Source organism: Luteolibacter yonseiensis (assembly GCF_016595465.1).
GTDB classification, from domain to species: Bacteria; Verrucomicrobiota; Verrucomicrobiia; order Verrucomicrobiales; family Akkermansiaceae; genus Luteolibacter; species Luteolibacter yonseiensis.
In genome coordinates this window covers 41,191-56,667 of the sequence record NZ_JAENIK010000012.1, presented here as the reverse complement: position 1 = coordinate 56,667, position 15,477 = coordinate 41,191, and the positions used below count along the sequence as shown (strand labels likewise).

General features: G+C 56.0%; 14 protein-coding genes. All 14 read right to left on the bottom strand.

Annotated elements, in window-relative coordinates; genetic code table 11:
- Nucleotides 1-3 precede the first annotated feature (3 nt).
- Entirely contained in the window at nucleotides 4-1,134 is a 1,131-nt protein-coding gene (locus JIN84_RS23445) for a glycosyltransferase (RefSeq protein WP_200352086.1), read from the bottom strand.
- A gap of 54 nt (nucleotides 1,135-1,188) precedes the next feature.
- Nucleotides 1,189-2,370, bottom strand: coding sequence for a glycosyltransferase family 4 protein (locus JIN84_RS16040; protein WP_200352085.1), 1,182 nt, complete (start codon nucleotides 2,368-2,370; stop codon nucleotides 1,189-1,191).
- Between the two features lie 25 nt (nucleotides 2,371-2,395).
- Entirely contained in the window at nucleotides 2,396-3,277 is an 882-nt protein-coding gene (locus JIN84_RS16035; RefSeq protein ID WP_200352084.1) for a glycosyltransferase family 2 protein, read from the bottom strand.
- 49 nt (nucleotides 3,278-3,326) lie between these two features.
- The gene (locus JIN84_RS16030; protein ID WP_200352083.1) at nucleotides 3,327-4,460 is read right to left on the bottom strand and encodes an acyltransferase family protein; all 1,134 of its coding nucleotides are present in this window, start codon (nucleotides 4,458-4,460) and stop codon (nucleotides 3,327-3,329) included.
- 55 nt (nucleotides 4,461-4,515) lie between these two features.
- Nucleotides 4,516-5,628: a glycosyltransferase family protein gene (locus JIN84_RS16025; protein ID WP_200352082.1), complete on the bottom strand. Its 1,113-nt coding sequence runs from the start codon at nucleotides 5,626-5,628 to the stop codon at nucleotides 4,516-4,518.
- A 92-nt stretch (nucleotides 5,629-5,720) separates the two neighbouring features.
- Nucleotides 5,721-6,869: a glycosyltransferase gene (locus tag JIN84_RS16020; RefSeq protein WP_200352081.1), complete on the bottom strand. Its 1,149-nt coding sequence runs from the start codon at nucleotides 6,867-6,869 to the stop codon at nucleotides 5,721-5,723.
- A 109-nt stretch (nucleotides 6,870-6,978) separates the two neighbouring features.
- Nucleotides 6,979-7,935, bottom strand: a complete 957-nt coding sequence (locus tag JIN84_RS16015) for a glycosyltransferase (protein WP_200352080.1) — start codon at nucleotides 7,933-7,935, stop codon at nucleotides 6,979-6,981.
- A 41-nt stretch (nucleotides 7,936-7,976) separates the two neighbouring features.
- A complete protein-coding gene (locus tag JIN84_RS16010; protein WP_200352079.1) occupies nucleotides 7,977-8,846 on the bottom strand; it encodes a glycosyltransferase family 2 protein in 870 nt (289 codons plus the stop codon).
- 191 nt (nucleotides 8,847-9,037) lie between these two features.
- Nucleotides 9,038-10,276, bottom strand: a complete 1,239-nt coding sequence (locus JIN84_RS16005; protein WP_200352078.1) for a hypothetical protein — start codon at nucleotides 10,274-10,276, stop codon at nucleotides 9,038-9,040.
- Between the two features lie 33 nt (nucleotides 10,277-10,309).
- The gene (locus JIN84_RS16000) at nucleotides 10,310-11,122 is read right to left on the bottom strand and encodes a 6-hydroxymethylpterin diphosphokinase MptE-like protein (RefSeq protein WP_200352077.1); all 813 of its coding nucleotides are present in this window, start codon (nucleotides 11,120-11,122) and stop codon (nucleotides 10,310-10,312) included.
- A 196-nt stretch (nucleotides 11,123-11,318) separates the two neighbouring features.
- On the bottom strand, nucleotides 11,319-12,872 hold the full coding sequence (locus JIN84_RS15995) for an N-acetylneuraminate synthase family protein (RefSeq protein ID WP_200352076.1): 1,554 nt from the start codon (nucleotides 12,870-12,872) through the stop codon (nucleotides 11,319-11,321).
- Entirely contained in the window at nucleotides 12,817-13,491 is a 675-nt protein-coding gene (locus tag JIN84_RS15990; RefSeq protein ID WP_200352075.1) for an inositol monophosphatase family protein, read from the bottom strand. Before JIN84_RS15990 ends, JIN84_RS15995 begins: the two co-directional genes overlap by 56 nt.
- Complete coding sequence (locus tag JIN84_RS15985) at nucleotides 13,488-14,174, bottom strand: acylneuraminate cytidylyltransferase family protein (RefSeq protein ID WP_200352074.1); 687 nt, start codon at nucleotides 14,172-14,174, stop codon at nucleotides 13,488-13,490. Before JIN84_RS15985 ends, JIN84_RS15990 begins: the two co-directional genes overlap by 4 nt.
- A 62-nt stretch (nucleotides 14,175-14,236) precedes the next feature.
- The gene (locus JIN84_RS15980; protein ID WP_200352073.1) at nucleotides 14,237-15,460 is read right to left on the bottom strand and encodes an ABC transporter ATP-binding protein; all 1,224 of its coding nucleotides are present in this window, start codon (nucleotides 15,458-15,460) and stop codon (nucleotides 14,237-14,239) included.
- Nucleotides 15,461-15,477 lie beyond the last annotated feature (17 nt).

The following is a 15,477-nucleotide window of genomic DNA, read 5'->3' as shown; positions in this document are numbered from 1 at the left end:
TTCTTACCACCAGTTGCAGCGTTTGCCGATTTGTGAAGCCCAGCCCTGCTCCACCGGCAGGTCTTTCAACAGCGCGGGATCGGGATATTTCTCCCGAATGCCGGCGATGTGATCAATCAGTCCGGAGGAAAACTCCCCGCTGCTGTTTCCCGTGACATGGGCCCAGGGGTTGTCGGCCAGGATTTCGGAAATGCGCGATTCCCTGTTCAACACCACCGGCACATTGCGATACAGCGCCTCAAGCACCGGCAATCCGTAGCCCTGGCGGCCCGGCACGAGGAAGACGTCGGTCGCCTGAAATGTGTTTTTCAACTGATCCGCATCCAGGAAGCCCGGGAAGCTCACGATTTCGGTCACCCCCAGCTCCCCGGCATGCTTCTTCAGATCCTCAAGTGCCGGTCCCTTGCCTGCGATCACGATTTCAAAACTGTCGAACCATCGCGCGATTTCCGGTGACTGTTTCAACCTGACGGCGGCGTCGACAATCCAATCGAGATGTTTCGAGCCCGTCAGACGGCAGATAGAGAACAGCCGCAGGACCGGCCCCTGGCAACGTTCCTTGAACACGACTTCTCCCTCGGGCAGGAGACCGCCTTGGTAGATGACATCGAAAGGATGGGAATAACAGCGCTCGAGCTCCTCGGCGTTCCAGCGGGTCATTGTAAGACGGACACGGGCATTGGAGACCCCGCGGGAAGTGATCTTGTCGGAGAGCTTCGACCGGAAGTCCCCCAGCAGCTTCATGACACCCTTGCGGTCCGGTCCTTTGCTGAGAAGGCTCGGCGGATCCGTGTAGTGCAGGGCATAGGCTCCCATCGCGGCGAGACCTCCATAGAAACCGGCTTTTCCGCCGAAGAAAAACGGAAGTCCGAGGATCTCGTGCCGGTGCGCGTCCAGCCACTGCCTGACTTTCCGGGCCTTGGCAAACGGACTTCCTCCCTCGCCCAGTTGGACGACGGAGATTCCCGGTCCCCATTTCTCCATCTGTATCCGGTCGTAGAAACAGAGCAGCACCGGCTCACACCCCATCGCGATCGCTTCGTCGGACAGCGCGATGATGTTCCGCTCGATTCCGCCATATTCGCCGATATAGGGATAAAAGATGATGATTTTGTTATTAGGCGTCTGCTTCACTGCTGGTTTTGAAAGATAAGTCTGCTGAAGGGGTCACTCATGCCGTCGTGGCGATCATCTCGATCTGGTCTGTTCCACGACATTCAGAAACCCGGTCGTGTATTCCTCCCAGCCCCCCGAAGATCCGGTGCCGCTCGCGATGGCTTCCCGGCAAGACCTGTTGAATGCCTCATCGGTCAACAGGCGCTCGATGGCATCCCGTAGTTCCTCACGCGAGGTCGCGTCATAGACGATGCCACCACCGGTTTTCAGCACCACCTCGCTCGCTCCGCAGCAATCCGAGACGATGGCCGGGATTCCGGCGACAAATGCTTCGGTAACCACCCTGCCGAAGCCATCCTCCACGCTGGGCAGCACCAGCGCATCCGCGTGGGCAAGCTCCTTCATGACCTGTTCACGGGGCAGGGCGCCCTTCCATACGACGCGGGGATCATCCTTGAGCGCCGCAACCACTTCCGGATCCACGACGTTCCCGATGACAATCAACTCCTTGACCGCCTTGGACGTGCGGAGCACTTCGGCCAGGATGTGGAAACCCTTGCGCACGGACAACTGCCCGACGTAGATCAGCTTTCCCTGCAAGGCGCGGCTCTTGTCCGCGACGTCCTGTCGTGGTGGAAGAGGCGGAGCTCCGAGGGAAATCACCGATATCTTCTCCGGGTCCACCCCTCTTGAAACATAGGTTTTCGCCGCCACCGCGGATGGCACCACGATGCGGTCCGCGAACGAATATTCATATTCCTCCTTTTCCAAATAATAGGCGGCCAGCCTTTTCCGCCTGATTCCCAAAACCGCATACTCGCGGTCGAGGAGATCCTCCAACCAGGTGATATGCGCGGATCCGCGCTGGAGGATGCATTTGACCGGCTGCTCCAGCCGTCCGTTCTCCCTGGCGCGCAAGACCCCCTCTCCCGAACCGGAAAGGAAACAAACGGTCGTCCCCGGAACGATGTTGTCCGGCACGAATCTGACGAAGTTCCTGTCCTTCATCAGCTTGAGGGCGGACGCGAACTTTTTCTCCAACGCGGGAGAGCGTGCCAGACCGGCTTCCAGATAACGGTAGAAGCTCCGGCTCCTGATCAGCTCCGCCGGAATGCCGGACTGGGCCGCCTTCCAACGGGGATTTGTGGTCAGGTATCGCGCGAGCAAACCGCGTTTGTGCAGCTCCCCGGCCAGCTCCTTGCGAAAGCCGCCCCAGTCCACCACCGTGATTCCCTTGTCCGGTTGAGTCGTCATTTATTGATCATCGCGTCCATGCGTTTCAGCGGTAACGCCAGTGCACGCCGGTGCTCCAGAGAATGCCACGTGCCACCGTGCGCCAGATGCGCAGCGCCCCCACCCCTTCATCCGCCAGCACACGACCGGCCGTGATGCAGCACACGAACGCCTTCAAACGGTCGCGCTCGGCAATGCGGGAATTGATTCTCTCGCGGACCTCTTCCGTCCGCCAATGCGCGGCGGCTTTCAAAAGTTCGGCACGCTTCGCGCTCCAGCCGGGCTTGTCCAGAAGCTCCACGCATTTCAAATGACATTCACGGAAGCGGTCCGCGAAATATTTCGCGTGCCGGAACCCTCCCCGCTTGGTCATCGACTCTCCGTGAACACGATAAATCGTCAGGGGGGCGGGGATGAATTTGTCTCCGAACGCCTTGCCGATGATGTGGAACGGCAACTCGTTGTTCACCGGCAGAACGTCCAGCGAGGGAGCCTTCCTGAATCCGATCGTGCTGGTCTGTCCCCCTTCGCCATACACGCGCTCCGGACTGTCCTCGGTAATGACCTCATGACCGTTCACCACGAATTCAGCCCCGTTCCTGAAAGCGGCATCGAAGAGCTCGAGCTTGTCCGGGAGGAAATAATCATCCGCATCCAGCAGGATCACGTACTCTCCCCGGGCCTCCGTGACAGCGCGTCCCAAACTTGCCGGGAACCCCTGGTTGGCGGTACGTGACACGCGGATCCGGTCTCCGTATGCGGCACAGACTTCCGGTGTTTCATCCGTCGAACCGTCATCGATCACCAGAACCTCATACAAGGATGCGTCCAAAGTCTGGTCGAGACAGCTGTCGATCGCCTGTCCGAGAAAACGCCCGTAGTTGTAGCAGAGGATCGCGCAGGTGATCTTGGGTGAAGTCGAGCTCATGGAAAAAATGTCGTGGCCTGGCAATGGGGAGGCCTTGTCACGGGGAAACCTAGTAGCCCGCCACCTTCTTGAGAAAACCGGTGCATTTTTGAGCGGCCTTGTGGGAAGGTTTCTCCACCGCAATATAGAACAGGAATGTCGCGATGTGAACCGCGATGACGATAATCAGCCATTCCAACAGATAACCTGGAAAAGAAGGACCGGCAAAGAAACGCTCGATGTGCCAGATCACACCGATATGGACCAGATACAGGGAATAGGACGCCTTGCCGAATTTTTCGAACAGGGCACAAACCGGCCGGTTGAGGGTATTATGATAGGCGACCTCGCGCTTGAGCCACATGAAGGCGAAGATGCCATAGAGCAGCAGGGTCGTTTGGGAGGCGAAGGGAAGTCCCTTGATTGGATCCCTGACAATATCAAGATAGAGTCCGATCCGGTAGAGAGGGAATGTCGGAACAGACAGCAGCACCGCCGCCATTCTCCACTTCCAAATGGAGGCGCGGGTTAGTTCCGCATGCCAGTCGGGTGGTGCTTTTGAAAATTGTTCCGCTATCAGGAGGCCGGAAAGCCAGCAAGGAAGCGCCAACAGCGCCGTCTTCCAAAAAAACAGTCCGCCCATCCCCCCCTCCTGGAAATTCATCTCCCTCTGCGAGCCGAGAACGATGATCATTGCGAACGAAACAACGCTCGAAACGAGGATGAGAGCCGGAAGCCACCCTCTCTTGGTCATCTGTAGAACTACGGGATAGATCGCATAGTAGATCGCCTCGCAAAACAGGGTCCAAACAGGAACCGCGTAGAGCCACCAATGATGTTTGTCATACCCCGACGACCGGACCAGAAAAAGGCATATCGCAACCGGCAGTCCCAGGCGCAGGATACGCCCGCAGTAGAAGGATATCACATTGATTTTCTTCCTGTGGATGTTCGGATAATGGATGCAGAGCCCGGAGATGATGAAAAAACCGATCACCGCGGCCTGGCCGTTGACACTCCACGCGTAAAGCTTGTCGGCCCAATCCCATATCGCCGCGCTGCCGTGCCCTTCGAGAAAAGGAGGACGTCCGCCGTGACACAGGAAAACCCAAAGGGCCAGCACGTAGCGCAATTGGTCGATTCCGACCATGCGCTGAGCCCCCGTCGGCTTCTTATCTACTCCGGCGTTTGATGACTCGATCATATTCCCAATTCCACTGAAAACCGCGCCGCATGCCCGGCTTTCCACCACCCTGCGATCAGAACGATTCCATCGCCGCCTTCATCCGGGCCGCCAGATTCCGGCTATGACAACGATTATGATACCACGTTCGCAACGCGGCCGGATTCAGTTTCGCGGCATCTCGTCCCTGCTCTGCCTGATTCAAGAAAACCAGACCGGGATGGCCGGACGCGGTCATCCATCCCAACCCATCCTTTGGAGTCACTGTGATCACTCCATGGGAATTGGCGGCGGCGAAGGTGCCCGACTTGAGCAGCATGTCCAACCAGGGCTCGTCCATGTCCGCGAGGTAATCGGTGAAGAAGAACTCGCTTTTTTGAAAGACGGCGCTCACTTCCGGAGCCGGCAGATTGGGCAGGACCTCCACCTGCACCCCGAGGTCCGATAGCTTGGAAACCTGTGCTGTCAGGGCTTCCATTTTCCGTCCCCCGGCAACCACGCGGATGACCGAGGGTTTCAATGCCAGCTCTCCGGCCTTCACCATGCGTTCCAAGCCCCGCAGGGAATTCCTCGCCCGGTCCGCCGAGCCGAAGATCACCCACGAACCCGGTTCCTTGCCCCCTGTGTCGGAGGGATCAGGTTCGCCAATATTCGAAAAAATCGGAGCCACTTCCGGAGTGGCGCCCGGACAGATCCCGGCGATGCGTTTCGCGTAAACCTCGTTGTTGGTGAAACAATGCGACGCGGCACGGATCAGGCGTCGTGCGGCGGCAACCTGCACCGGCCGCAACCAGCGGTGGAGTCTGCGCGGAGCACGCGACGGAAGGAATTCATGGAAAAAAACGAACAGCGGCAGGCCGAAGCTTTTTTTCAACGACCCCAGAAGGGAGTTGAGATGGAAGTGCAGTCCGTGCGGATGAAACCCTCCACGGTTGAAGTGAAGCAACAGCGCGATCCTGTCACCAGGATGACGGCTGCGATGACGATTGATTTCCGCTTCGATCCTGGTGCGGTAGTCGGTGAAATCCGAAAGCTGCCGGTCGTTCTCCGTCGCTCCGGTTTCCCTCATCGGAAGCAGGGCGTTGGAACAGGCCCCGATTTCCTCAAGCCTCCGGGATAATATCAGTGCAAAATCACCGATGCCATCAAACGCGGGAGGAACCCTTTCAAGAAGATGGATCAGATGCATGATTGTGGGCCACCACCCGGCAAACGGGTGTCTGATGGAGATGGACAGAAGATCTTCAACTGGTGAACACTAAAACCGCAGCTTCGTTTTCCCTATCGCTTGCGGGGCTGCAAACACTCCTCAAGGCTCGCCGAAGATTTGTCTCCCACCCTTCTCGCGGATTCCGAGGCCATCCTCGACATGGAACGAACTTTCTCCTGATCCTTCAACAACAGGATACATGCCTCCGCGAAGGCACCAGGATCATCGCACGCCATGATCCCGTCCGGATAGAGATCGAGCAACCCCGAGGCTCCATGTTTGGTCGTTACCAGCGGCCGGGCGTGGAAGAGAGCCTCCACGGACTTGATTTTCAGGCCCGTTCCACCACGCACGGGATTTACCACGAACGAACATTGGTTATAGAAGTCCACGCGGTCCTTCACAAAACCGATCTCCACCACGCCGGAAGGCGCTGGCACACGACCGCAGATGCTGCCCGCAAGCACCATCTTTGCTCCCGGGACCGCGTTGGTGATTTTGGGCCAGATGCTCTCGTAGAACCACGCCAATCCTTCGAGATTGAAAGGGTTTGGAGAACCGATCAGGCCAAAAACACCGGGGCTGTCCGACGCATCCGAAACGACCGGCAATTCGGACAATTGCTCCACCAGATGCACGGCGCTCCGACCGGCGGTCAATCCGCGGAAGTAGGCGGCCTCCTCCTGTTGGATGGCGATCACATGATCCGCCCTCAGCAACGCCTTGCGTTCTTGGCTTTTCGTGAACGACAGCCAAGGCAGGATCCCCTGCCTTCCGATGTTGCTGTTCCTGTCGGTGAATTTGTCATGCGTGTCGATGATCTTGATGACACCGGAGTCGAACTCATCCAGGAAAGCCGATAGAACCGCGTATTCGCAGACAACCGCTTCCGGTTTGAATGCCTCCACCACCTCACGCAGTTTGCCGCCGGCGCGTCTCGGCACCCAACGGTCGGCTCCTCCGATCACGTCGGACAACGAATAGAATGACGGCCGCAAGCTCCTTGGAAGCTTGTGGCCCAGTCCGAGTATCTTTCGATAAAGGGCATATCTCGGTGTGATCGCAGGCCCTTTGCCCTTGAGGTTGCCGGACACTTCCACGTGGGCGACCCTGTCGGGCCAGGCCTCGTACAGGGCATCCAGATTTTTCGGTTTGCTGAAGGATTGGATCTGGAAATAAAGGAGGAATACATCGTGCCCCTCCTTTTTGAGATGGGTCATGATTTGGAAAACCCGCTCGGTGTTCCCCTCGTCCTGGGGATGGCTGCTTATCGGGCTGATCACCAATATACGCATGAATAATACTTGTAACGAACCCGCGGCCCCGTCCTTATTTTTTCCCGCCAGCTTGGAGGGCGAGAAAAGCCTGCTGTGTCATTCCTGAACCGAGCATGAGCCGGCCCCGCGCGTATCCCCGGTCAATGGCCTCGTTCAGCTTGCGGTCGATTGCGGATTTCCCACGGTTCCGCCACCGTTTCAGCTGCCGGCTTTTCCATCCCGGAGGTGAGAATGATTTGTCGATTTGTCCCCATTTGAATTGGAGGAAAGCACCGCTGAACATCGTCTGGTCCACGAGCCGCTCCAGATATTCCTCTGTCAGCCGGCCGGCGGGAATGAGGTGATCCAGCTCCAGCTCCGGTGTCACGGCATAACCCATGTCCAGTTTCACCGAATGATAGGCGAGATCGAGATCACCGCAGCCCAGCAACAGGTCGCCGCAACGGTCCAGTTTCAGCTCGTCGGAGTTTTTCTGCTCCTCCGCATAGGCAACCGCCACCGCGCGGCGGACGCAGAGTCCCGCCCCGATGGGAGAGCATTTCGCATTGCAAGGAACGTTGGTCCAATTGAAGCGGTCATGTTTCTTGACACCGATATATTCCGCCCACTTGCCAAACCATTCCGGAGGAGTGACCTCATAGACGCCCTTGGTGTTGCCGCCCCAGGCTCCGAGGAATGGATGCTTTTCCGCGATCTCCACGGCTTTTGCGAGATAATCGGGACGAAGGACGTTGTCGTCATCCACGAAGACCAGCAGCTCTGACGACGCGTTGGCGATCCCGCACATCCTGGCGGGGGTGAGCCCCAGCTCCTTTTCCAAAAGGTGCCGGCCGTTCGGATGCCACGACAGGTCGTACCTGCCGGCAAGGGGATCCGCCGATGAATTGTCGATCAGCATCAGCTCCCACTGGTCACGGGGAAGAGTCTGATCTTTCAGCGCCTCCAAGGTCCTGGTGATATAGCCGTCCTTGGGGTTGTGGGTACAAAGCAAGACTGATACTTTAAGCATGGATGTCCGGGTGGAGGATGTTTGCGTGAATCATCTCATTCCTATGGAACGAGCCGGGTCTTGAGCTTCGCCAGCAGCCGGTCAACCCGGTGGGCGATCTTGAACAGCGGGCCCTCCAGCTTGGCGGCAACCCGCGCGGATGACTCCGCCTCGGCCTGAAGCAGCCGGGACTGCATCTGGATGAAGAACAGGATATGCTTGCGGAACAACACCTCATGAAGGCGCCGCATTTTTTCGGGATCGCTGGTCGCCGCCTGCGGATGCTTGCGATAGCGGCATGTCGCGGTTTGGAGCAGCTCGAACCCCGCCTCGAGCTGGGCGAGCCTGATCCACAGATCATAATCTTCGATATGCTGGATCTCCGGCGTGGTGTCGAATCCCGAAATCCTATCCAGAAAATCTTTGCGGACGACCGCCGCGGACGGCTGGATGAAATTGTGATACACCAGGGATGCGGGAAAACTCTTGATTTTCCACGGCGGTATCCGCCAGCGGACGATTTCCACACCTTTCTCATCCTCGGTGAACGCCTCCACCTCGCATGACACCACGGCGGTTTCCGGCTTGCTCTTGAAAACTTCGACGGCGGCCTGGAGATGTCCCGGAAGCCAGTAGTCGTCCGGATCGAGGAAAGCCACCCACTCCCCCTTCGCAGCCGCGATGGCGGTGTTCCTGGCCTTGCTGACTCCTCCGTTCTGTTCGTGACGGATGAGCTCGATCCGGCGGTCCGGAAAACGGGCGGCAAAAGCTTCAAAAATACCTTTCGTGCCATCCTCCGGTCCGCAGTCATCGACGGCGACGATCTCCCAGTTGGCGTAACTCTGCTTACCGATCGATTCCAACGCGTCCCCGACATACCGGGCCATCCGGAAACAGGGAATGACAATGCTGACAAGATTGGGTTCGGACATACCGAGGAAAATTCGCGAAGAGGCGTGGGATCGACCGATCACTGATGAGGGAAGACGGTCATGACAGGAGTCGGCGCGATCCGGCCAGTTGGGGACAGGTTGTGGATCGATGCATGGAGTTGAGGAAAACTTTTTCGAGAACTGGCGAAAATTGCCACGATCAGGACATCGCCTTCACCGGGAGGGATGGCTCAAGGTTTGCTCTCTCCCAAAGCGAGTTCGAAGGATTCCATCAATGCGGGATAAGAATGCCTTTTTTGATAAGCCAAACGCAGATCATCATCCGAATCGCCGGGCTGGGATTTCTGATTCAGTATGGTAAGGACAGCCTCCCTCATCTCTCCGATATTGCCTTCCTCGACGATCTGCCCGAGTTTGAAATTTCTCACCCTCTCAGCCATCAGGTAACCATTGCTCACGATGACGGAACGTCTCAGGAAGGCCGCTTTGGTAAGAATATTGCTGCTGTTGGGGAAATCCGTATAGGCGGCCATCACGATGTCGGAGACGGATATCAGGGCATTGAGACCGCTTTCCGTTCCCACCCGCTGGAGGTGGGCATAAACGTTGGGCGCTCTTTCCCAAATGGCCCGGACTTCCTCGCGCTCCTTTTCAGGGATCTCGACCCAATTGACCTCTCCCCCCAGGAAAAAGAACACATCCTTCATGGAAGGATCTTCCGCGAGCCTGGTGAATTGAACCATTCCCTTGGTCCTTTGAAGATGACCTACCAATGAGATGATCGGCCTGCCCGCCGCAAAGCTCCGGATCTTGTTCGCCAGACCCCAATCCGGATCGCCGGCGGGCGGCAGGCGGGTGTCCGACAGATCCGGAAATCCGACCACCTTCCGGCCATTGGTGATGGCCCCGAGCGGCCCGACCGCTCCTTCGTCCAGAACCCCGGCCGAATGCAGCGACCCAATCGAAAAAATCTTTTCAGGACAGGGCAAGCTCCCGACATAAGGAATGGGAGAACCCGGCATCCGGAAGGAGCGTGCGTGGAGGTAGAGACCCGACCACCTGAATCCGAAAAATCGCTCACCGAGGGCGATGTTCGCAAAATCGAAATCGTAAACACACGCGAAGAAAACCAAATCGATCCGGGCGGAATTCTGACGTTCCCAAGCACGCAATTGATTGCCCAATCCACCGAATTTCCGGATCGCATGAACCGCGGGCCGGAACCGGGCGGGCCTCATACGGGATGCCCGTGGAACCGGAACACGATCCGCGGGTTCGATTCTCGCCATTGCCGCGGAATCCGCCACAGGCGTCTGCGCGATCAGCGCGGGGAACTCTTCAGGAGCCGGACAGAAGGGCACAACCCGGCATCCGATCTCCGCCAGCGCCGAAGCGAACAGCGCGAAATAGACCGGATGATGGCCCGACCAATGCCACTCGACCAGCGCGACTGTCTTGAACTCCGGCATTCGTTTGATAAATTGAGACCAGAAGGGCCGATTTCAGCGGCTTTCCAATTGCGCCAGGATTTCATCCAAATCGCCCCGCGGAAAGGCCTCCAGGTGCCCGCCACGCGTCGCATTGATGATCTGGATGTTGTTCTCCGCCGCGAAACGCTGCGCCGTTTGGTAACTCTTGGTCATTTCCTTGATCGGGGCCACGTGGACCACCTCCCCCTTTTCCCAATAGTTGGGAATGAAATGATTCGACTTTTCTCCCACCGCAATGACCTGTTCGGCTTCTACGGAGTCTTCCCCCATATAATAATGATCACAGCCAATCACATAAATCGGGTTCAATCCGAGATAAACGGCCAGTTGAAGATTTTCGTAGGTGACGGTGTAGCCGCCATAAGCTCCTTTCGTAAAATCCCTTGAGAAGGCGATCCCCTCGGCCGGTGGGGAAACCGCTGCATTGCCCAAATATCTGAATGTTTTGATGTGCTTCGCCCCTCTTGTCGGAGCATCCAAATACGTAGGAATGATGACGGCTTGAACAAACCGGCCCACCACCGAACGGACTTTCTCCCAAATAAGGGGATCAGCGACGGTGTAATAATCCGGACGCCATGCCGTCTGATCAAAGGCGAGATATACTTTATTGGATGCGATGCTCACGATTCCCTTAAGCCTGTCAAGATCTTCAACACGCAGGCTCGGTCCGTTCCCAATCACGAAGCCCGGTTTGCCAGCATGCTTGTTTCGAAGGGATTCGAAAAAAGCGAGACTAGAACGAACCCTGCGGCCCTCCTTGTCGGGCTTCTTGAAAACCGCCCTGAAAAGCCTGCCTAATACCTTCCGTGTGAACTTAACCATAATTTTTCTATGGAATCGATGTCTGTGCGACGGATAGCTCGCTGTGGAACGTCACAAGCGCTGTCATGTTTTAAGCCAACATGAGATGCCAGTGAATTTCCATATTTATGTCTCTGTCCGGGAACCAATCACAATCGCTCCCCAAGACACCCCCCCGCCAAACGAAGCGAGAGCTATATAGTCCTCCTGGACCGGGCTAATTATTCTCCTGCACCACATATTTGTGGTGCTCCTGGTCCTGAACAAGCTTGATCTCACGCCCGGTCAGAACCTCCGCCTTACGGACATCTGCGACGAACGCGGCGAATTCGCCGTTTTCCAAGTCTACGGCCACCTTGTCAAAATGAACCCATTCGACGTCACCCAGTTTGACGTGCTTTTCGATCATCTTTGCACCGGCCGCCACGGCCAACATGGAACCCAACGAACCAGAGTCATGGCTGGAATAGCCTGGAATGAGATTGGGATGTCTTTCTGCCAGGATCCTGTAGTGCCGGATTACGGCCAGTTGGCATGCTTCTGGCGGGGTCGGATACGCAGAGGTGCACTGCAGGAGGAAAAGCGGCGCCGCATGACCGAACTGATCCAGAACATGCTGTTCATACCCGGAATCGGTCATGCCGGTCGATACTACAAAACCGCCCTGATAGTTCCTCACAATTCCGTCATGGTACCTGTGATGATTCGATATGGTGGACGGAATCTTGATGAGTTGCGGAGAAAACCGCTCCAAGGCCCTGTAGGATTGGATGTCCAGCACCGAGCAAAACCAATGGATATCGTTGCGACGGCACTCATCTTCCAAGGCTTCCAAAGCCTCATCGGTAAGTTCGACTCCCCTCCGATAGTCACCCAAGGTGTTGCCAAATGGCGACCAATAATAACTGTCGAGCTGGTCTTTTGAATAAAAACTGTCCACATCCCTCTTTTGAACCTTGATCAGGTCTGCTCCCGCGCTTTTGGCAAGCTGGACCATTCGGCGCAGACGCTGGATGTCGCCCAGATGATTGTTCGTAAGTTCGGCGACGACCCAGACCGGCTCGTCGGCCGCTTGGGCATAGCTCGTGGGGAGCTCCCGGCGTTTGCCTGCTGCCGTGCCATATTCAGACAAGAATCGTTGGACATTGATGCGGCTGTATGGCTTTCCGCCAACGTGGACGAGTTCGCCATAGCCCTTATCCTCGAAATAATGGCTGAGCTGCACGAACATGCTCTCCTGAGACACAATGATCGAGCGTCTTACCGAAGCCTCGGCACTTTGTTCCTCGCTTACCGCCGTGGCGTGCTCACCCACGCTGAACCCGAAATCAAACCCAAGAAAGACCAGCTTCTGCGGAATGCCGGATATCATCGCCAGATGGCGCCCGATCTTGACCGATGTGGCAATGGCAACTGGCTCGGCATAAAGTTGAGGGTCCTCGATTCGGCGAATCAACAGGCCATCTTGAGAAAGGGGGCCGGGGATCGATTCCAGAAGCCTCTCGTTGGGAAGTCCCTGCAGATGATTTACAAGGTATAGCTCGGCCTTCGCTCCATCGTCATCAAGCCGCTCTGCCACCCATGGCTGGGTCGCGATCGCGATATGCGACGGAATCGCCAGCTCCGCGTCGTTCACGGACAACGTCAAACCATCGGGTCTGAAACCCGTGGGCAAGCTGTCCAGGGAAGCTCCCTTGCCGATTACATAAATCGGTTTACCGCGAAATCTTGAAGCGATACTTTCGATTAGGTTCCAAGAATCTTCCTTCATAAGGTTGTTCGTTCACAGTGACATTAAGACCAGCTTTGCGGGCGATGTTCAGAGCCCCGAGAATATCCCATATCCAGGCACCTTTGGGATTCTCAAAGGTGGCGTAGGCACCACGCAGGACGTTGATCATGTTATACACGCAGCAACCCATTATCCTGTATTCGTAACCGGGTTCCAAGCGCAACAGATCTTCCCTCGTGAGGGAGGAAGAGATTCCAGCGATCCGTGAATACTCGATCGCGCTCCTGTCGCCATGACGGACTTTCAATCCCATTTCAGGGCAGAAGAGGAGAGAATCAAGGTGTTCGCCATTCTCGTAGAGGCAAAGTGCGACGCCCCATTCGGGCAAACCCGAAGTGAAATTCTCAGTTCCATCGATCGGATCTACCACCAGTATTCGACCGGTCAACCAATCAGCTGGAAGCAGCGGCATTTCCTCCGAAAGCAACACGAGGCCCGGTTCCTGTTGTTGGATCAGGTCCATCACCAGACGTTGCACGAGCAGGTCGCCCTCGGTGACGAACGAGCCATCGTCTTTTTGGACGCGCTGGTTCCGCAGGGAGAGGATCTGCGGGAGATGCTTGAGGACCTCCTCGTAGATGGAATCCAGAATGTTCATTGGGGGCTAAGAGTTGTTTCCTGATCCATTTTCCGCTTGCGGAGCAGATATTCTGCGAATTCGAACTGCTCCGGAGTGTCTATATCGAACGCTTCCTCGTGACTGAGTTTATGAAGATAGGGCTTCAGGCCGACTATCGCCTTGCGGCGGATGAGATTCTCTCTGTGCATAATTCCAGCAGCCCAGTTGAACGCCAAGACGTCAGGCAGATCTTGCGAATGGGGAATCGCTTCAATTCCAAAATTCAACGGAGCATTCCCAAGCCAAAGAAATTCCTTCACGTCGTGCACTGTATTGAGCGAATCATATTCAGCAGGATCAAGGCCAAGAAACTGCGTGATCAACTCATCAAACGTGGCACTGGTGATCAACGGACTTGTGGCGGGAGCGTGCACGATCACATCAGCGTCCGTCGTTTTCGCGAGGTATTCGTAAACCTCATTCATGGGGACCGTGGCACTTGCGAAATAGGGATCCCTCTTCTCAGGTCTCGCTCCGCAGTTCGCCGCCAGTTCGAGCATCTCGTCGCTGTCGGAATTGACAACCACCTCGCTGATGTGAGCACACGCTTGGAGTTCACGGATCTTAAGTTCAAGAAGGCTTGAACCCGCGAAAGGTTTGATATTCTTGTTCTTTACCCGTTGTGAACCGGCACGAACCGGAACAATTGCTTTGATGATCATGGATTTTACCTTTCTGGGGTTACTTGAGAAGCTCCCGGAGCCGACTCGTGGACAATTGCGAGTTATTTCGAAGCCTTGATCGGAATCTGGCAGTCAGAAATCGCGGCGGGATGAGAATCCGTCACCCTCACCACGTGTTGCTTGTAGGACCAAACGACCAGCTCTCCTGCAGGATCGATCAGATTGAGCGCGAAATGGTATTTCCCAGCCTTCAACGGCACGGACGAAAGCTCCACGTTGACCCGATTTCCACCGGGCTGCAGCACAGATTCCTCGTCGGACATCTCCAGATTACCATCTGCAGCAAAACCGCCCGAGGCATTGTAAAACATCACACGGATCGTATACCGAGGAACCAGTTCCAGCGCTTCGATTAAAATTTCGAACGTCAAACTTTGTCCAGAACGCAAGGACTCGGTAATATTCCGGATTTCAAAACCGTTGATTGGAGGTGAGAATGAGAGGAATGAATCATCACCTGAGTTTTCGTCCTCGTTCTCCGCTTCGTAGGCGCGGACCCCGTCGGCAACATTTCCGATATAGTGAACCTGTCCTTTTTTCAGCATGAGGACCTGGTCACAGATCCGTCCGACTTGTTCCATGGTGTGAGACACGAAAATGACCGCAGCGTTTTTACGAAGAGAGCTGACCCTCTTGTAACATTTGTTTCGGAAGGACGCGTCACCAACCGCAAGAACCTCGTCCAGAATCAATATATCCGGCTCCAGAGTCGTTGCCACAGCGAATCCGAGGCGCACCTGCATGCCCGACGAATAACTCTGGACGGGCGCGTCAATAAAATCGCCGATCTCGGAAAACTCGATGATATCATCAACTTTCGAATCAATCTCTTCCTTTGTCAGACCGAGAATGGAGCCGTTCACATATATATTTTCCCTACCTGACAGGACCGGATTGAAGCCGGCACCGAGTGCGATCATCGCCCCGACCCTGCCTCTCATTTCAATGTGTCCGAAGTCCGGCTTTATCAATCCGTTTAAAATCTTCAGGAGGGTCGTCTTTCCGGCACCGTTGCGCCCGATAAGCCCCAGACATTCTCCCCGGCGCAGTTCGAATGTTACATCCTTGTTGGCCCAGAACTCTCCCGGGCGAAGATCGGGTGCGGAGCCTGACGATGTTTTCTCGAAGGGATTTAGTTCGGAAAGAACGTCTTTCGTACCATACCACAGGGACTTTTTCAGATCCCGGCAAAACTTTTTGGATACGCCTTCAACCCTGATGAGAACTTCGTTCGCTTGGGCTTCGTTTGGGTGGTGAACTTCCATGATTGGTCGTGTCTGAG